At 63.5% G+C, this 16,846-nt stretch carries 14 protein-coding genes; 4 read left to right on the forward strand and 10 right to left on the reverse strand.

The annotated features are described in order from the left end of the window. The first annotated feature begins 58 nt into the window (after nucleotides 1–58). Nucleotides 59–763 carry a TetR family transcriptional regulator gene (locus tag Q0P52_RS04505; protein WP_293765003.1) on the forward strand — a complete coding sequence of 235 codons (705 nt, stop codon included), beginning with the start codon at nucleotides 59–61 and terminating at the stop codon, nucleotides 761–763. A 129-nt stretch (nucleotides 764–892) separates the two neighbouring features. Here Q0P52_RS04505 and Q0P52_RS04510 read toward each other — a convergent pair whose 3' ends face one another. The 9 genes from Q0P52_RS04510 to Q0P52_RS04550 form a co-directional block, all read right to left on the reverse strand. Then, nucleotides 893–2,107 carry a GGDEF domain-containing protein gene (locus Q0P52_RS04510; protein WP_293765001.1) on the reverse strand — a complete coding sequence of 405 codons (1,215 nt, stop codon included), beginning with the start codon at nucleotides 2,105–2,107 and terminating at the stop codon, nucleotides 893–895. 107 nt (nucleotides 2,108–2,214) lie between these two features. Next, nucleotides 2,215–2,886, reverse strand: coding sequence for a 3-oxoacid CoA-transferase subunit B (locus Q0P52_RS04515; RefSeq protein WP_293765000.1), 672 nt, complete (start codon nucleotides 2,884–2,886; stop codon nucleotides 2,215–2,217). Between the two features lies 1 nt (nucleotide 2,887). Then, the gene (locus Q0P52_RS04520; protein ID WP_293764999.1) at nucleotides 2,888–3,595 is read right to left on the reverse strand and encodes a CoA transferase subunit A; all 708 of its coding nucleotides are present in this window, start codon (nucleotides 3,593–3,595) and stop codon (nucleotides 2,888–2,890) included. 165 nt (nucleotides 3,596–3,760) lie between these two features. Then, the gene (locus Q0P52_RS04525; protein ID WP_293764997.1) at nucleotides 3,761–4,537 is read right to left on the reverse strand and encodes a 3-hydroxybutyrate dehydrogenase; all 777 of its coding nucleotides are present in this window, start codon (nucleotides 4,535–4,537) and stop codon (nucleotides 3,761–3,763) included. A gap of 62 nt (nucleotides 4,538–4,599) precedes the next feature. Further along, entirely contained in the window at nucleotides 4,600–5,991 is a 1,392-nt protein-coding gene (locus Q0P52_RS04530) for a GntP family permease (protein ID WP_293764995.1), read from the reverse strand. Between the two features lie 295 nt (nucleotides 5,992–6,286). Next, nucleotides 6,287–7,699, reverse strand: coding sequence for a sigma 54-interacting transcriptional regulator (locus tag Q0P52_RS04535; protein ID WP_293764994.1), 1,413 nt, complete (start codon nucleotides 7,697–7,699; stop codon nucleotides 6,287–6,289). A gap of 291 nt (nucleotides 7,700–7,990) precedes the next feature. Beyond that, complete coding sequence (locus tag Q0P52_RS04540; protein WP_293764992.1) at nucleotides 7,991–9,001, reverse strand: cytochrome d ubiquinol oxidase subunit II; 1,011 nt, start codon at nucleotides 8,999–9,001, stop codon at nucleotides 7,991–7,993. Next, nucleotides 8,998–10,341 carry a cytochrome ubiquinol oxidase subunit I gene (locus Q0P52_RS04545; RefSeq protein ID WP_293764990.1) on the reverse strand — a complete coding sequence of 448 codons (1,344 nt, stop codon included), beginning with the start codon at nucleotides 10,339–10,341 and terminating at the stop codon, nucleotides 8,998–9,000. Before Q0P52_RS04545 ends, Q0P52_RS04540 begins: the two co-directional genes overlap by 4 nt. Before the next feature lie 5 nt (nucleotides 10,342–10,346). Further along, entirely contained in the window at nucleotides 10,347–10,913 is a 567-nt protein-coding gene (locus tag Q0P52_RS04550) for a GbsR/MarR family transcriptional regulator (RefSeq protein WP_293764988.1), read from the reverse strand. Nucleotides 10,914–11,157: 244 nt separating this feature from the next. Here Q0P52_RS04550 and Q0P52_RS04555 point away from each other — a divergent pair, with 244 nt between their 5' ends. After that, complete coding sequence (locus Q0P52_RS04555) at nucleotides 11,158–12,936, forward strand: ABC transporter transmembrane domain-containing protein (protein WP_293764986.1); 1,779 nt, start codon at nucleotides 11,158–11,160, stop codon at nucleotides 12,934–12,936. Here the strand turns inward: Q0P52_RS04555 and Q0P52_RS04560 are convergent. After that, nucleotides 12,922–14,232, reverse strand: a complete 1,311-nt coding sequence (locus Q0P52_RS04560; RefSeq protein WP_293764984.1) for a D-serine ammonia-lyase — start codon at nucleotides 14,230–14,232, stop codon at nucleotides 12,922–12,924. The two genes, Q0P52_RS04555 and Q0P52_RS04560, sit on opposite strands and share 15 nt — an antisense overlap. Nucleotides 14,233–14,336: 104 nt before the next feature. Here Q0P52_RS04560 and Q0P52_RS04565 point away from each other — a divergent pair, with 104 nt between their 5' ends. After that, nucleotides 14,337–15,272 (forward strand): LysR substrate-binding domain-containing protein, encoded by a 936-nt coding sequence (locus tag Q0P52_RS04565; protein WP_293764983.1) that lies wholly within the window; start codon nucleotides 14,337–14,339, stop codon nucleotides 15,270–15,272. Between the two features lie 456 nt (nucleotides 15,273–15,728). Beyond that, entirely contained in the window at nucleotides 15,729–16,799 is a 1,071-nt protein-coding gene (locus tag Q0P52_RS04570; protein ID WP_293764981.1) for an alanine/ornithine racemase family PLP-dependent enzyme, read from the forward strand. Nucleotides 16,800–16,846 lie beyond the last annotated feature (47 nt).

Here is a 16,846-nt window from a genome sequence, read left to right on the forward strand (position 1 = left end):
CTGATTGATACCGGGCGCAACCGGGCCGGCAGAGCCCGGCGTTCGCCCAAGGCAAGTGATGACAACGGACACGGTCCGGGCCAGTGGCCCGGACCGTATTTCCATGGTGGAGAGTATGGCTCGCAAGACCAAAGAAGAAGCGGAAAAAACCCGCTGCCAATTGCTGGACGCCGCCGAGCAGTTGTTCTGGGAGCGCGGCGTGATCCGCACCTCGCTGGAAGACATCGCCCGGCACGCCGGCTTGACGCGCGGCGCGCTCTACTGGCACTTCGACAACAAGGTCGACCTGTTCAACGGCATGTGCGACCGGGCGTTTCCCCCGTTCGAACACATGATGGCGGAGCTGATGAACCCCGCCTGCACGCCCGGCCTCAACCCGGCGCAGCGCCTGTGGCGGCACAGCAATGGCGTGCTGAGGCTGGTGATGGACGAACCACGCATCGCGCGCGTCATCGGCATCATCAACCTGCGTTGCGAGTACGTGGGCGAGATGGAGCAGTCGCACGTGATGGATCGCTGCTGGCTGCAGGAAAAGCTCGGCAATATGCGGCAAGTGCTGGCGGAGGCCGACTCGGCCGGCCTGTTGCGCCCGGAAGTGGACCCGGTCAGCGCGGCGGCTTCGCTGCACGCCATGATTTTCGGCCTGATCTGTAACTGGCTGTTCAACCCGGACGTGTACGACCTGTCCTGTTGCCCTGAAAAATTCCTCACGCCCTTCTTTGTGGGGCTGTTTCTGCAAGACAGCTGGCTTCCGCCGCGCTGAGTCCGTGGTGGGCCACATGGCCGGCAGTGGCGCTGGCGCGCGCATCGGCGCCGGCTGGGCGGCTTGGAGCACTATACGCGCGGGCTGGGGGTGTGGAACGCTTCGGCCAACGTTGTTGCAGGATGGGCGCTAGTGGCAGAAGGCCGCGTTGGGATTAGCCGCCACCCGCGCGCGATGCCGGCCTTCCACTTTGGCCTGGTAGAGCATGCGGTCGCAGCAGTTGAGCAGAGCATCTGCATCGGCAAGGCCAGGCAGGGAGGATAGCGCGGCGCCGATGCTGATGGTGACGCGGCCCAGTTGGTCCGGGCGGTGATCGTGCGCCAGCGGCAAGTGGCCCACCTGTTCCACCAGCCGTGCCGCCACGTGGTTCAGGTCTTGCTGGTCCGTCACTTGCAGCAGGATGGCGAATTCCTCGCCGCCGTAGCGGAAGCACATGGCCTGCCCGCTGCGCAGGCTGCCGGACAGGCTGGCGGCCACGGCGGCCAGGCAGTGGTCGCCAGCCTGATGGCCGTAGTGATCGTTATACGGTTTGAAGTAGTCGATGTCGGCCAGCAGCAGGGCGAAAGGGCGGCCGTGGCTGCGCATCAGCGCCCAGTATTCCTGCAACTGGCTATCGAATGAACGGCGGTTGCCGATGCGGGTGAGGGCGTCGGTGGTGGCCAGCAATTCCAGTTTGTGGTTGAGCGCGGACAGTTCCTTCTTGCGCCGGTTGTCTGCTTGCGAGGCGAGAAAACCGCGCCGCACATTGGAAATATTGGTCCAGCTGATGAAGAAGCAAAACAGCAGCACCGGCAGATACACCAGCGCGAACACCAGCAGCGGCTGCGAATCGTGCGGGTTCATCAGGGCCAGGTTGACCATGATCACCGCGCTGATGGCCAGAGAGTGGAACACCGCACCGCGGAAGCTTACACGCATGCCCATGTTGACGAACACCACGAAGATGATGGACGCGTAGAGAAAGGTGGGCACCGCCGGTGAATGGCTGCGCTTGAGCAGCTCGAACCAGGCCACGCTGGCAATGATGTCGTGGATGGGCATCAGCTGGTCTTTCAGCAGGATGCTGGCCGGGCTGTGGCGGCGAAATACCAGCCAGATGTCGATGCAGGCGACGCCCAGCAATACGGCCCGCACGCACAGCGAGGCCCAGGCCATGTCGGGGATCAGCAGGGCGTCGGCGATGACGTAGGAGAAAAACGCCAGCGCGCCAATGAGGTTCACCGCCAGCAGGAAGCGTCCGTGATAACGCCGCACATAGGTCTCGAAAGCAGGCCACTGCTCGCGGGGTATGTCTACCCGCCATTTGCCTTCGGGCAACAGGCGGCGCTTCAGGTCTTTGATCATGAAAACGGCTGGCCAACTGGGGATGGCCCGAGTGTATGCCAGCCGTCATGACGCGTCCATACTGGTTTGAATTAAAACTAAATGGTGCTCAGGCGTGTTGCTTGCGCTCAAACTGCTTCTGTTTCCCGCAGATGGGCGGGTACGCGCAAGGGCGCGGCGGTTTGCTCCTGGATGTTGGTCAGGCTGACGCCCGGCGCCAGTTCCAGCAGCTCGAAGCCCTGCTCGCCCACGCGCAACACGCCAAGATCGGTAATCACCAGGCTCACCACGCCCACACCGGTCAGCGGCAGGGTGCAGTGGGGCAGCAGCTTGGCTTCGCGGCCGCCGTCCTTGCGACGCGCACTGTGCTCCATCAGCACCACCACCTTGCCTACGCCGGCCACCAGATCCATCGCGCCGCCCATGCCTTTCACCATTTTGCCGGGAATCATCCAGTTGGCCAGATCGCCGTGCTCGCTTACTTGCATGGCGCCCAGAATGGCCAGATTGATCTTGCCGCCGCGAATCATGCCGAAGGAGTCGGCCGAACTGAAAATGGCCGAGCCGGGCAGGGTGGTGATGGTCTGCTTGCCGGCATTGATGAGGTCGGCGTCCACGGTCTGGTCCTCCGGAAAGGGGCCGATGCCCAGCAGGCCGTTTTCAGATTGCAGCCAGACTTCCATGCCGGCCGGCACGTGGTTGGCCACCAGCGTGGGCAGGCCGATGCCCAGATTCACATAGAAACCGTCCTGCAGTTCCTGCGCGGCGCGGGCCGCCATTTCGTCACGGGTCCAGGCCATGTCATGCCTCCTTGGCGGCGCGCACGGTGCGCTGTTCGATGCGTTTTTCGGGTTGGCTGTTCACTACCAGGCGATGCACGAAGATGCCGGGGGTATGGATGGCGTCCGGGTCCAGCTCGCCGTTTTCCACGATTTCCTCCACTTCCGCCACCGTGATGCGGCCGGCCATGGCCACATTGGGGTTGAAGTTGCGCGCGGTGCGGCGGTACACCAGATTGCCGGCACGGTCCGCCTTCCAGGCTTTTACCAGCGAGATGTCCGCTGTCAGCGCTTGCTCGAGGATGTGCGGATGACCGTTGAATTCGCGCACTTCCTTGCCTTCGGCAATCACCGTGCCGTAGCCGGTGCGGGTGAAGAAGGCCGGAATGCCGCTGCCGCCAGCGCGCAGTTTTTCCGCCAGCGTGCCTTGCGGGGTAAATTCCAGCTCCAGCTCGCCGCTCAGGTACTGGCGCTCAAATTCTTTGTTCTCGCCCACATAGGACGACACCATCTTGCGGATCTGGCGGGTTTCCAGCAGTTGGCCCAGGCCGAAGCCGTCCACGCCGGCATTGTTGGAAATAGCGGTCAGATTGTTCACGCCGCTGTCGCGCAGCGCGCCGATCAGCGCTTCGGGAATGCCGCACAGGCCAAAGCCGCCCACAGCGACGGTCTGGCCGTTGGCCACGATATCCAGCAGCGCGCTGTGTGCGTCCGGGTAAAGCTTGTTCATCGGGTTTCTCCTTCGGAATCTGTCTGCCGCCGGTCCGGGCGGCTAGTGCTTGGCGACGCCAAGGGCGGCCGGCAAAACCTTATGCATACCCTGAGCCAAGGCGCCGACGCTGGCAGTTGTGAAGCGCGGCGGGAAGGCGCAAGGCCGGATCAGGGCGCGCGGGCCTTACTGCGCGGTCCAGCCCCCGTCCATCGCCCAGGCCGCGCCGCGCACTTCGTCGCCGGCCGGGCTGCAGAGGAAGACCGCCAGCGCGCCCAGTTGCTGCGGGGTGACAAACTGGCCGGACGGTTGTTTTTCCGCCAGCAGCGCCGCTTGCGCCGCTTGATGGCTGATGCCTTGTTCTTCGGCGCGTTTGACGATTTGCTGCGCTACCAGCGGCGTCAGCACCCAGCCCGGACAAATGGCGTTGCAGGTAACGCCGCTGGCCGCGGTTTCCAGCGCCACGCTCTTGGTCAAGCCCACTACGCCGTGCTTGGCCGCCACATAGGCTGACTTGCCGGCCGAGGCCACCAGTCCGTGAGTGGAGGCAATGTTGACGATGCGGCCCCAGCTGCGGGTCCGCATGCCCGGCAGCAGCAGGCGGGTGGTGTGGAATACGGCGCTGAGGTTGATGGCCAGCACTTTGTCCCATTGCTCGGGCGGGAAGCTCTCCACCGGAGACACATGCTGGATGCCGGCGTTGTTGACCAGAATGTCCACGCCGTCCTTGAGTCCTTCGGCAAACCGGCACATTTCCGCCGTGTCGTCGGGGCGCGACAGATCGGCCCCGTGGTGCCAGGCCTGCACGCCCAGGGCGCGAATTTGCGCCAGCGCGTGTTCGGCGTCGCCAAAGCCGTTGAGCACGATGTCGGCGCCGGCGCGCGCCAGCTCGGTGGCGATGCCCAGGCCGATGCCGCTGGTGGAGCCGGTCACCAGCGCGGTTTTTCCTGCAAGTGTGGTCATGGGGTCAGTCCTGTCTGGCGCCCCGGCGAGGGGCGCTGGGTGAGTCAATACCGAGGCGCGGCTTATACCAGCCCGGTGAGATAGAAGACGGCGATTACCGCAAACACGGCCAGCGTCTTGATGACGGTGACGGCAAAAATGTCGCGGTAGGCCTCGCGATGGCTCAAGCCGGTGACCGCCAGCAAGGTGATCACCGCGCCGTTGTGCGGCAAGGTGTCCATGCCGCCGCTGGCCATGGCCACAATACGGTGCAGCACTTCCAGCGGGATGCCGGCATGCTGGCAGGCGGCGATGAATTGCTCGCCCATGGCCGCCAGCGCAATGCTCATGCCGCCAGAGGCAGAGCCGGTGACGCCGGCCAGCGTACTGACGGTGACGGCGGCGTTGACCAGCGGGTTGGGAATGCTCTGCAGCGCGTGGCCGATGATCATGAAGCCCGGCAGCGCGGCGATGACAGCGCCGAAACCGTATTCGGACGCGGTGTTCATGGCCGCCAGCATGGCGCCGGCGATCGCGCCCTTGCTGCCTTCGGCAAACCTTTCCTTGATGCGCGGCCAGGCGGTCAGCCCCACAAACAGGATGCCCAGCAGCAGCGCGGCTTCCACCGACCAGATGGCGGTGACGGTGGAAATCTGCGTGGTGACCGGCTTGGTCATGCCGGCCAGCTTGAGTTCATGGCTCACGCCGTACCACTCTGGAATCAGCTTGGTGAAGGCAAAGTTGGCCACGCCGATGAGCAGCAGCGGCGCGATGGCAAGCCAGGGCGAGGGCAGGTGACTGGTGTCCACGTGCTCCGGCTCGTTGCGCAGGTCGGTGCCGTAGCCTTCGCCGCGCGCCATCAGCGTGCGCCGACGCCATTCCAGATAGCTCAAGCCGACGATGATGATGAACACCGCGCCAACAATACCCAGCGCGGGCGCGGCCCAGGCGGTGGTTTTGAAGAAGGTGGTGGGGATGATGTTCTGGATCTGCGGCGTGCCCGGCAGCGCATCCATGGTGAAGGAGAACGCGCCCAGCGCCACCGTGCCTGGAATCAGGCGCTTGGGGATGTTGCTCTGGCGGAACAGCTCGGCGGCGAAGGGATAAACCGCAAACACCACCACAAACAGCGATACGCCGCCGTAGGTCAGCAGCGCGCACACCGCCACGATCACCGCCATGGCGCGCTTCTCACCGATGAAGCGAATCACCGCCGCTACGATGGATTTGGAATAGCCGGACAATTCCACCAGCTTGCCAAACAGCGAGCCCAGCAAAAACACCGGGAAATACAGTTTGACGAAGCCCACCATCTTTTCCATGAACACCCCGCTGAACACCGGGGCCACGGCCGAGGGCTCGGTCAGCAGCACCGCGCCCAGCGCGGCCAGCGGGGCCATCAGGATGACGCTGTAGCCGCGGTAGGCGGCCAGCATCAGGAAAAACAATGCCAACAAAACCACGATGAAACTCATGGCGTATCTCCTCTATCGTTATGCGGCGCTTGGCCTTGTATCGGGCCAGACGGCACCGTGGGAGAGCATTCAGCAGAAAGCGTGCCAGTTAGAGTAATTGTTTTAATTCAATGGTTTGGCGGGTTTTGCTGGCGGCCAGGAGAGTGGCTTGTCTCTGAATGGAGACGGATTGCTGGCCGTGATGGCATCAAAGCCTTGTCTGGCTCGGGTTTGCGGTGGAAGTCTCAATTCGGAGACGAAGTCTCTGATTGGAGACTGCGGTGCCTGGAAGGGTGGCTGGCGGGCTTGCCAAGGCTTAGCGCGCGCTGATGCCCAGCGCGGCCAGCCGTTTGTACAAGGTAGCCCGGCCCATGCCGAGGCGCTGCGCCGCTGTGGGCACATGGCCGTCCGCCTCGCGCAGCGCCCGCTGGAACAGCTGGCGCTCAAAGTCCTGCAATTGCGTCTGGTAATCCAGGTTGGCCGAAGGCGCGTCTGTCGCCAGCGCTTGCGGGCCGAGCAGGGCGTCGATATCGGCCGCGCTCAAAACGCCGCCGTGACCCAGCATGCTGGCGCGTTCCAGGATGTTGCGCAGCTCGCGCACATTGCCCGGCCAGTCATAGGCGGCCAGCCGGCTCAAGGCGCTGTCGTCCAGCCGGGTGCGCTGGATATAGCCGTGGCGCTGCAACTGCTCCAGCAAGGCGGCGCTCAGCGCCGGCAAGTCCTGCTTGTGTTCGCGCAGCGGCGGCAGATGGATGGTGAGTACGTTCAGCCGGTAGTAGAGGTCGGCGCGAAAGCTGCCATTGGCGACTTTTTCCTCCAGTCGGGCGGAGGTGGCGGCGATGATGCGGATATCGGCGCGCTGCATCTTGTTGGAGCCCAGCGCTTCAAACTCCTTGTCCTGCAAGACGCGCAACAGCTTGGCCTGCAGCGCTAGCGGCAGGTCGCCGATTTCATCCAGAAACAGCGTACCGCCGTCGGCCAGCTGCAGTTTGCCCACGCGACCTTTCTTGTCCATGCCGGTATAGGCGCCGGCGCTGGCTCCAAACAATTCCGCTTCCAGTAGGGTGTCCGGAATGGCGGCCATGTTCAGGCTGACCAGAGGCTTGTCGGCGCGCGCCGAGGCCATGTGGATGGCGTGGGCCAGCACCTCCTTGCCGGTGCCGGTTTCACCCAGCAGCAGCACGGCGCCTTCCAGCGGCGCCGCGCGCTGGGCCTGACGCTTTACCTCGCTGATGGCGGCGCTATGACCGACAAAATCGTCAAAGCTGTATTTGGCCCGTCGCGCCTGAGCCAGCGATTCGCGCGTGGCGGCTAGTTCTTCCGCCAGCCGGGTGAACTTGGCTACCAGCGGCGCCAGCGACTGGATGTGGTCAAACAGCGCAAAACCTATGGCGCCCACGGTGCGTCCGCTGTCGTCCTTCAAGGGCAGGCGCGTTACCACCAACTGGTCCGAGCCGGTTTGCATGATGTCCAGCAAGGTGGGCTTGCCGCTGTTGAGCACGTCGCGCAGCAGGCTGTTGGGTATCACCTTTTCCACCGGCTGACCCAGCGCCAGCGCCGGGTCCGCATAGCCGAAACGCTCGGCGTAGCGGGCGTTGATCCAGACAATGCGCGCTTGACCATCCACGATCACCGTACCCTGATAGGTGTCGTCCATGTGCTGGAACAGGCTGCGCATGGCCAGCTGGCGGACGTGATCGTAATCGGCGAGGTTGGGCGGGGTGTGCATGCGCAGGCTTTCTGACAGTGACGCGACAGGGTAGCACGCGCTCAGGGGCGGCAGCAGCCGGCTTGAGCCGGTGCGGCGGCGGCGGGCTGGGCAAAAACGGTGATGACCGGGGCGAGGTGGCGCGGGGAGTGTAATCCGTGGCGGGATTGTTGCGCATGAAAAAGCCGCTCAATGGAGCGGCCAGGCTACTGACGAAGTTATCGGGGCATGGCGCGGAGCCCGGCAAAGCCGGGCCCTTCGACTTATTGATTGATCCCGCCGCCTTCCCGTTTCCCGGCCCCTTCACATTGACTACTGGTAGCTCAGGTCGCGAGTTTTTCCCCAGAACACGCGGTAGGAAAATGCGGTGTAGCCGATGATGCAAGGCAGTACCAGCAACGCACCCCACAGCATGATCCATAGCGCTTCCGGGTCGCTGGCCGCCTGCCAGATATCCATGCGGCCCGGGATGACTTGCGGAAATACACTGTAGGCCAAGCCCCAGAACGCCAGTAGCACCATGCCAACCGTGGCGGCGAAGGGCAGCCAGCAGTAGTTGTCCCTGCCTGCTGCCTGACGGCGCGCCAGCCGGGGCAGCAACAGCAACTGCAAGACAAACAGCGCCAGCGTGCACAAGGGCAATGGCAGCAGCAAAAACAGCTGGGGCAGGGCAAACCATTTGTCGGCGATCGCCGGGTTGGCCAGCGGCGTCACCACGGAAACCAGCAAGACGGCAAGGCCGGCGCCCGGCACGCTGCGCCGCGCCCAGCCGATGGCCTGCGCCTGCAAGGAGCCCTCGGTTTTCATGATCAGCCAGCATGCGCCAAGCAGGGCGTAGGCGGCGGACAATCCAACCCCCACCAGCAAGGCGAACAGCCAGGGCAGGGCGCCTTCGGCAAACCCTGTCAGATAGCGGCCAAGCATCACCCCCTGAGCCAGGGAGGCGAGCAGCGAACCCAGGGCGAAAACGGCATTCCACCATGGCCGGTGCGGGTCGCGGGCCTTGACGCGGAAATCGAAGGCCACGCCGCGCAGGATCAAACCCACCAGCATCAGCAGCACCGGGACATACAAGGCGCCAAACACCACGCCATGCGCCATCGGGAAGGCCACCAGCATCAGGCCCGCCCCCAGCACCAGCCAGGTTTCATTGGCATCCCAGAACGGGCCGATGCTGGCCACCATGCGGTCCTTGCCCGCATCGTCGGCCAGAGGCAGCAGCAGGCCCACTCCCAGATCAAAGCCGTCCAGCACCACGTACACCAGCATGGCCAGCCCCATCAGGCCGGCAAAGACAACGGGCAACCACCATGCGGCATTCATGCTTGCACCTCCTGTAGAGCTAACTTTTGATCGGTATGGCTGGCGGCCTTGCCGGCCAAATGGAACAACACCGAGATGTAGGCCAGCAGCAAGCCGGCGTACAAGGCCAGATAAGTCAGCAGCGAACCCGCCACCATGCCGGTGGTGGCGGCTCCGGCCGCTTGGGCGGTGGTCAGCACGCCGGTCACCAGCCAGGGCTGACGGCCGATTTCGGTGACGTACCAGCCGGCCAGCGTGGCCACCCAGCCGGCAAAGGTCATGCCCGCCAGCAAGTAAAGCAGCCGGCGATCCAGCGCTGCGGCCGGCTTGCGGCGCAGCTGCCAGGCGGCCAGCCAGGAGGCCATCAGCATCAGCACGCCAACGCCCACCATCACGCGAAAGCTCCAGAACACCTTGGCGACAGGCGGGTGCTGGGCAAATTCGTTCAGCCCGCGGATTTCTCCATCCGGATCGTGCTTGATGATCAGGCTGGCCAGGCGCGGGATGCCCAGCGCGTAATCATTGGACCGGCTATCGGCGTTGGGCAACGCAAACAGCAGCAAGGGCGCGCCGCGCTCGGTCTGCCAGACTCCTTCAATAGCGGCCAGCTTGGCCGGCTGGTGTTCCATGGTGTTGAGGCCATGGGCGTCGCCCGCCAGGATTTGCAGCGGAATCAGCAGGGCGGCGAGCCAGACGCCGGTTTTCAGGGCCGTCGTATTGCCTTCGCTGCGGTCCGCTTTCAGCAGCCTGTACGCCGACAGGCCCGCTATCAGAAACGCCACGGTCAGGCCCGAGGCCAGCAGCATGTGGGTCAGTCGGTAGGGCATGGACGGATTAAAGATCACTTGCAGCCAGTCTGTGACGTGGGCGCGTCCGTCCCGCATCGTGAAGCCGGCGGGGGTTTGCATCCAGGAGTTAAGGGCAATGATCCAGAAAGCGGACAGGGTATTGCCAAAGGCCACCAGCAAGGTGGCCAGGGTGTGCACCCGTTCCGATACCCGCGCGCGGCCAAACAGCATGATGCCGAGAAAACCCGCCTCCAGGAAAAAGGCGGTGAGGATTTCATAAGCCAGCAAGGGGCCGGCGATATTGCCCACGGTTTGCATGTAGCCCGGCCAGTTGGTGCCGAACTGGAAACTCATGGTGACCCCGCTGACGACCCCCAGCGCAAAGGACAGGGCAAATATCTTCACCCAAAAGCCGTAAGCATCCATCCATGCCTGACGACCGGTGCGCAGGTAGCGCAGCTTGAAGAACAGCAGTACCCAGGCCAAGGCAATGTTGATGCTGGGAAACAGAATGTGAAAGCTGATATTGGCGGCAAACTGGGCGCGCGCCAGCGCCAGGGCATCCAGTTCCATGATGTTTACTCCCGTTCGCTGTCGCGCCCGGTCAGCTTGCTCAGCGACTGGGTGAATTGAAGTACTTTCTGCACCTGTGAGCCGAGCCTCATCAGCCGCTGCAGGGTTTCCACATCCATGTGCTGGATGTCGGAGAACCAGGTCGTGACCAGCTCGATCAACTGGTACATCTCGCTCATACGGGCCTGGGCATGACGCTCGGCATCGCTGCCCGGTTTTTCCATCATCGCGGCGCGCAGCATGGTGAGGGTGGGTTCCACCTCGCGTTTCTTGCGCTCTTCGGCCAACGTTTTGAAGATGGCCCACACATCGTCGGGCGTGGAGAAGTATTCGCGCCGGTCGCCGGGATAATGCTGCATCTTGACCAACCGCCAAGACTCCAGCTCTTTCAATCCCATGCTGACGTTGGAGCGGGAGAAACTGAGGCTTTCGGCAATCTCATCGGCGTTGAGCGGCTTTTCAGAAACAAACAGCAGGGCATAAATCTGGCCAACGGTGCGATTGATGCCCCAACGACTGCCCATTTCACCAAAGTGGGAAACAAAGGACTGCACCAGGGGAGTAGTATTCATGACTTCCTCAATTTTCAGGAATTTCTGAAAGTTTGATATGAATCATACTTTCTCCACTTTGCGCGGGTCAATGCACAGATTGCTTGATCAGGCTGTTTGCCAAATGGTACAGGCCATGATTGCCGCATCTGGCTGATGGCGGCCGCTTGAATTGCTCTTTGTCGGGCCGACGAGGCACCAGCCCGAATGGCAGCGGGTGGTGGCATGGTGTAGCCTGACAGCCTTGCCTTCTACCGGTCTGTTCATGTCCTCCGCTACGCCTGCCCGCCCTCTATTGCAACGCATCAGTCCCTTGTTGGGGCTGCTTCCCTTCATGCGCCCTTATCGCCGTCGCGCCTGGTTGGCCCTGCTGGCGCTTACCGTGGCCGCGGCCGCCACGCTGGTACTGCCGATGGCCTTCCGGGCGCTGATCGACCAAGGTTTTTCCAGCAGCAACGCCGGCCATATCAATCGCTATTTCCTCATGCTGTTCGGCGTGGCTGTGGTGCTGGCGCTGGCCACCGCCGGGCGCTTCTATCTGGTGTCCTGGCTGGGCGAGCGAGTGACGGCCGATGTGCGCAGTGCGGTGTACCGGCACGTCATCAGCATGAGCCCGCAGTATTTTGAAACCACCCAGACCGGCGAGGTGTTGTCGCGCCTCACCACGGATACCACGCTGGTGCAAACGGTGATTGGCACCAGTCTGTCCATGGGCCTGCGCAATGTGTTGCTGATGCTGGGCGGGCTGGTGATGCTGGCCATGACCAGTCCCAGCCTGACTGGCTACATCCTGGTGACGCTCTTGCTGGTGGTGTTGCCCATTGTGCTGTTTGGCCGGCGGGTGCGCGCGCTGTCCAAGTCCAGCCAGGACCGTATTGCCGATTCCAGCGCCATGGCCGGCGAGGTGCTCAACGCTATTCCCACCGTGCAGGCTTTCAATCAGCAGGCGCAGGAAGCCAGTCGTTTTGTCGACTCGGTGGAATTGAGTTTTGCCACGGCGCTGGCGCGTATCCGGGCCCGCTCGCTGCTGACCGTGGCGGTGATCATGCTAATCTTCGGCGCCATCGTGTTTGTCCTGTGGCTGGGCGCGCAGCAGGTCCTGGCCGGGCAAATGAGCGGCGGCCTGCTGGCGCAGTTCATTCTTTATGCGGTGGTGACCGCCGGCGCCATCGGCGCGGTGGCCGAGGTGTGGGGCGATGTGCAACGCGCCGCCGGCGCCACTGAACGGCTGATGGAGTTGCTGGCCTTGTCCTCGCCGGTGATTGAGCCGTCCGAGCCGCATGGTTTGCCGAAGGCCGGCAGGCTGCGTTTGCAGCAGGTGAGTTTTGCTTATCCGTCGCGCGCGGAGCAGCCCTCGCTCAGCCATATCGATCTGGAGCTGGCGCCGGGCGAGCATGTGGCGCTGGTCGGGCCGTCCGGCGCCGGCAAGTCGACGCTGTTCCAGTTGCTGCTGCGCTTTTACGACCCGCAACAGGGGCAGATCACATTGGGCGGCATTGATATCCGCCAACTGGCGCTGGCCGATTTGCGCCAGCATATCGGCGTGGTGCTGCAGGACTCGGTGATTTTTGGCAGCAGCGCGCTGGAGAACATCCGCTACGGCAGGCCGGACGCGACTGACGAGGAAGTCTACGCCGCCGCGCGTGCTGCCGCGGCGGACGATTTCATTCTGGCCTTGCCGCAAGGCTATGCCACCTATCTGGGCGAGCGCGGCGTACGTCTATCCGGCGGCCAGCGCCAGCGCATCGCCATTGCCCGCGCCATTCTGAAAAACCCGCCTATCCTGCTGCTGGACGAAGCCACCAGCGCGCTGGACGCCGAGTCCGAACAACTGGTGCAGCAGGCGCTGGAGCGCGCCGCGCACAATCGCACCACGCTGGTGATTGCGCATCGCCTGGCAACAGTGAAAGAGGCCGATCGCATCGTGGTGCTGGAAGGCGGGCGCATTGTGGCGCAAGGGCGGCACGAACAATTGCTGCACGATTCGCCGCTGTACGCCCGACTGGCCGCCTTGCAGTTTGCCGCCGGCTCAGCCTTGCAGTAAAAGGCCGCGCTGACGGAACTGCTGGTGTTCCTGTGCGGGCACCAGCGAGCCGCCGGTGGTCCAGATCAGGTGATGGCTGTTGGGCAGATGTTGTTGCAGACTGTGGGCCGCCAGATAGGCCTGGCCCTCGGTGCTGCCGCACAACCAGGCAGGTCCGGCCACGGCTGCCGCAGCCGAAGGCTCCAGCGCCATGCCGCAGCGTTGCTCTACCTGCAGGCGCTGACGGAACAGCGCATCGTCGGTCACGGTAAAAATACCGCTGAGCTGGCCGCGCATCAGCGGGGCCACCAAGGGCGAGGCCTGGCCGACAGCCAGACCATCCGCCTCGGTGCGGTTGTCCAAGCCGATATCGTAGACCGAAAGCGGCTCGTCGCTGCCGCTGGCCAGCTGCACTAGCATGCAAGGGGAGGCCACCGGCTCGGCAAAGAAGCAATGTGCATGAGGGCCAAACAGCTGCTTCAGGCCGTGACAGATACCGCCTGGCGCTCCTCCGACGCCGCTGGGCAGATAGACAAACAGCGGATGTCCGGCATCCACTTTGATAGCGCTGGCAGCCAGTTGCGCGGCCAGCGGCCGGGCGGCGGCGGCATAGCCCAGAAACAGCGGCAACGAGTGTTCGTCGTCAACAAAATAGCTGGCCGCATCCGCTTGCGCCGCCAGCCTGCCCGCGGCTACGGCAGCTGCGTAATCTCCCTCGTGTTCCACCACGCAAACGCCGCGTTGGCGCAGCCTGTCCTTCTTCCATGCCTTGGCGTCCACCGACATGTGCACCACCGCCTGAAAGCCCAGCGCCGCGGCCATGATGCCGATGCTCAGGCCCAGATTGCCGGTGCTGCCCACCAGCACCCGATGTCTGGCAAACAGGGCGCGGGCGGCGGGGTTGGCCAGCAAGCGGCGATCATCCTGCGGCTGCAGCAAACCATGCTGCAGAGCCAGCGCTTCGGCATGAGCCAGCACTTCGTGAAATCCGCCGCGCGCCTTGATTGAGCCGGCCACCGGCAGCGCATGGTCGCACTTGAGCAGGGTGCGGCCTGCCGCGGCATCCAGTCCCAAAGCCGAGTGCAGGGCGTCGGCTTCAAGCAGCGGCGATTCTATCTGTCCCTGCTGCGTCGCCAGCTCGGCAAACAAGTCAGCCAGCAGGCCGGCGCAGCCTTGCAGGCGCATTTCGGCCTCGGCGACTGCCTGCGGCGTGGGGGCGGTAGCGGGCAGCGGGCTGCCCAGTTCCGGGTTCAGCCACAACTGAGGCTGGCGTGCTTGTAGTACGGCTAATAGGGCGGGCGGTAGAAGCGAAGACATGGGGCTAACTCCGAAGATGACAATATGCAGGCATTTTAGGGCTGCATTCCTGAGCGTAAAAAGCGATACTTGCTACTGCTTTCATTAGCCAGGCTTATGCAAAAATGTTGGATACCCCCATCCTGGCCAGTCTGCGTTGCTTCAATGCAGCGGCCCGTTTGCTCAGTTTTACCGCCGCCGCCGCCGAGTTGCACCTCACCCAGAGCGCGGTCAGCCAGCAGATACGGCAGTTGGAGCAGCGTCTCGGTTATGCGCTGTTTCTGCGCCAGCACCGTCGCCTGCAGCTTACCGTGCAAGGCGAGCGACTGTATCGCTGCGTGAGCGCAGCCTTGCAGGATATTGAAAGCACCTTGCGGCAACTGGCGGCCGAAGAGCAGGTATTGCAGATAAGCTGCGCGCCGTCCTTTGCGCTGGACTGGCTGATGCCCAGACTGGCGGATTTCCAGCGCCGCTACCCGGCGCTGGCGGTCCGGCTCCGGGCCGAGTTTCACCGCATGCGGCGGCAGGACATGCTGGCGGCAGGTGTGGACATCAGCATCCGTTACGACCCGGACGACGATGCCGAACTGCCTGGTGTGCCTGTGCTGGAAGAATACTTGTTGCCCGTGGCCAGTCCTGACTTTCTGGCGGCGCATCCCGCGCGCGACGCACATGCCAGTCTGACCCGCCTGCATGACACCGCCGCCTGGGACGGCGCGCCGGCTTTTGCCGAGTGGCGGCGCTGGGAGGAGCTTGCGCCGCCGGATTGCCAGTTTCAGGTTGCTGCCTGGCAGGAGGTGGAATGCAACCTGGCCAGTCTGGCGCAGGCTGCGGCGCTGAATCATCAGGGTGTGGCCATGGCGCGTAGCGCTCAGGTGCTGGATTTGCTGGAGTCCGGCCGTTTGCAGCGGGTATTTCCTGCCGTGGTGGCCGCGCCTGCCCGTTACGTGCTGCGCAGCCCGCGACCAGAAGACAAGCGGGTACAGTTGTTTTGCCAGTGGTTGCAGCAGGAGTGCCAGCTGTTCGCGCAGCAGCGCTTGGCGGTGCTGGGTTGCCGATAACGGTTTGGGGCCGGTGAGTTTTTGGCCTTGTCGCGCATTGGCCTGCATGCCATTTTGGAGCGCAACGCTGCGTATCGTCTGGCTGGCCCGGGCCAGCCGCTCTCTTGTTGCAAGCTGTCATCAGCCCTGCCTGCAAGCCATGGCTCAAACAGGGCAGGTGAATACCGCCACCCTGTTCGCGCCCCCCCCTCAAGCGGCGATTTTGTCTTGCCCCCGGCGGCTTTTGCGCCCGCTGCATCCCCCTCATGCTGCGAGCGCAGGCCCTTCGGCCAACCATCCTGTGACGGCGCTGAGTGTCTGTCCCGTTTTCCGGCATGCTCCTTGCCGGATACATCAGCAATTCCGGATGTAAGCATCCGGACTTTGCCATTTATTCCGTAATCAGCTTTTTCTTATATTGATCCCCAAGTCAATTGCAACGCGGCCATTGCAGCCGCTGGATGAAAGGGATCGCCCATGTCGAACACTCTTCCCTGCCTGTTCGTGGATTTACCCACCATTGCCGGCAATGCCTCTGCGATGGTGGATCTGTGCCAGTCTTCTCATATCAATCCGGTGGGCATCATCAAGCTGGCCTGCGGATCGCGCGATGTCGCGTCGGCGATGCTGGAGGGCGGCATCAAAACCATTGGCGACTCGCGCATAGACAACCTGGAAAAGATTGCCGATCTGCCGGTAGAGAAAATGCTGCTGCGCATCCCCCAGATCAGCCGGGCGCTGGACACGGTGAAATACGCCGACATCTCCCTCAATTCCGAAGAACACACGCTGCGCGCCTTGTCGGCTGCTGCGGTGGCGTTGAACAGAACGCACCGGGTGATCGTGATGCACGATCTGGGCGATCTGCGCGAAGGCTGCATCAATGCCGACGATACCGTGGCGCTGGCGCGGCTTGCCGCCAGCCTGCCAGGGCTGGCGCTGGAGGGCGTCGGGGCCAATCTGGCGTGCTATGGCGGGGTTGAACCCACAACGGAAAACCAGCAACAGCTGGTGGACATTGCCCATCGCATCGAAGCCGAACTTGGCATCGGCTTGCATACGGTGTCCGGCGCCAGCTCGGCGGCGCTGCCGCTGCTGTTGCGCCATGGCGTGCCCGTCGGCATCAATCAGCTGCGGCTGGGCGCTTCCCTGATTCTGGGTATCGGGCTGAATGATGAGCCGATTCCCGGCACCAGCCAGGATGCGGTGCGGCTGGCGGTGGAAATCGTGGAGCTGAAGGAAAAACCATCGGTGCCGACGGGCTCCACCGCGCTGGACGCATTCGGGAACAAGCCCGTTTTCGAAGACTTCGGCATACGTCAGCGCGCGATCTGCGCGATCGGCAAGCAGGACATCGATTTTGCCGAGCTGCAAGCCGTGGACCCCGGCGTGCGCATCATCGGCGGCAGCAGCGACCACCTCATTCTCGACGTCAGCGAATCGGCCCTGAACTACCAGGTTGGCGACGCCGTGTACTTCACCCTGAGTTACGGCGGCACCCTGCAGTGCATGACTTCGGATTACGTCCGCAAGGAATACGTGCACTGAGCGCCCGAACGCTCGCTTTCCCGTCTTTTTATCGTCTCCGAGGGGGA

It is taken from the genome of uncultured Aquitalea sp. (genome assembly GCF_945957525.1).
Lineage (GTDB): Bacteria > Pseudomonadota > Gammaproteobacteria > Burkholderiales > Chromobacteriaceae > Aquitalea.

What these genes read in the sequence shown, in the direction of transcription:
- Q0P52_RS04545 (WP_293764990.1), bottom strand. Translation starts at nt 10,341, where the DNA reads ATGGAACTGGATGCCCTGGCGCTGGCGCGCGCCCAGTTTGCCGCCAAT.
- Q0P52_RS04520 (WP_293764999.1), bottom strand. Translation starts at nt 3,595, where the DNA reads ATGAACAAGCTTTACCCGGACGCACACAGCGCGCTGCTGGATATCGTG.
- Q0P52_RS04505 (WP_293765003.1), top strand. Translation starts at nt 59, where the DNA reads ATGACAACGGACACGGTCCGGGCCAGTGGCCCGGACCGTATTTCCATG.
- Q0P52_RS04510 (WP_293765001.1), bottom strand. Translation starts at nt 2,107, where the DNA reads ATGATCAAAGACCTGAAGCGCCGCCTGTTGCCCGAAGGCAAATGGCGG.
- Q0P52_RS04515 (WP_293765000.1), bottom strand. Translation starts at nt 2,886, where the DNA reads ATGGCCTGGACCCGTGACGAAATGGCGGCCCGCGCCGCGCAGGAACTG.
- Q0P52_RS04560 (WP_293764984.1), bottom strand. Translation starts at nt 14,232, where the DNA reads ATGTCTTCGCTTCTACCGCCCGCCCTATTAGCCGTACTACAAGCACGC.
- Q0P52_RS04525 (WP_293764997.1), bottom strand. Translation starts at nt 4,537, where the DNA reads ATGACCACACTTGCAGGAAAAACCGCGCTGGTGACCGGCTCCACCAGC.
- Q0P52_RS04570 (WP_293764981.1), top strand. Translation starts at nt 15,729, where the DNA reads ATGTCGAACACTCTTCCCTGCCTGTTCGTGGATTTACCCACCATTGCC.
- Q0P52_RS04540 (WP_293764992.1), bottom strand. Translation starts at nt 9,001, where the DNA reads ATGAATGCCGCATGGTGGTTGCCCGTTGTCTTTGCCGGCCTGATGGGG.
- Q0P52_RS04565 (WP_293764983.1), top strand. Translation starts at nt 14,337, where the DNA reads ATGTTGGATACCCCCATCCTGGCCAGTCTGCGTTGCTTCAATGCAGCG.
- Q0P52_RS04535 (WP_293764994.1), bottom strand. Translation starts at nt 7,699, where the DNA reads ATGCACACCCCGCCCAACCTCGCCGATTACGATCACGTCCGCCAGCTG.
- Q0P52_RS04555 (WP_293764986.1), top strand. Translation starts at nt 11,158, where the DNA reads ATGTCCTCCGCTACGCCTGCCCGCCCTCTATTGCAACGCATCAGTCCC.
- Q0P52_RS04530 (WP_293764995.1), bottom strand. Translation starts at nt 5,991, where the DNA reads ATGAGTTTCATCGTGGTTTTGTTGGCATTGTTTTTCCTGATGCTGGCC.
- Q0P52_RS04550 (WP_293764988.1), bottom strand. Translation starts at nt 10,913, where the DNA reads ATGAATACTACTCCCCTGGTGCAGTCCTTTGTTTCCCACTTTGGTGAA.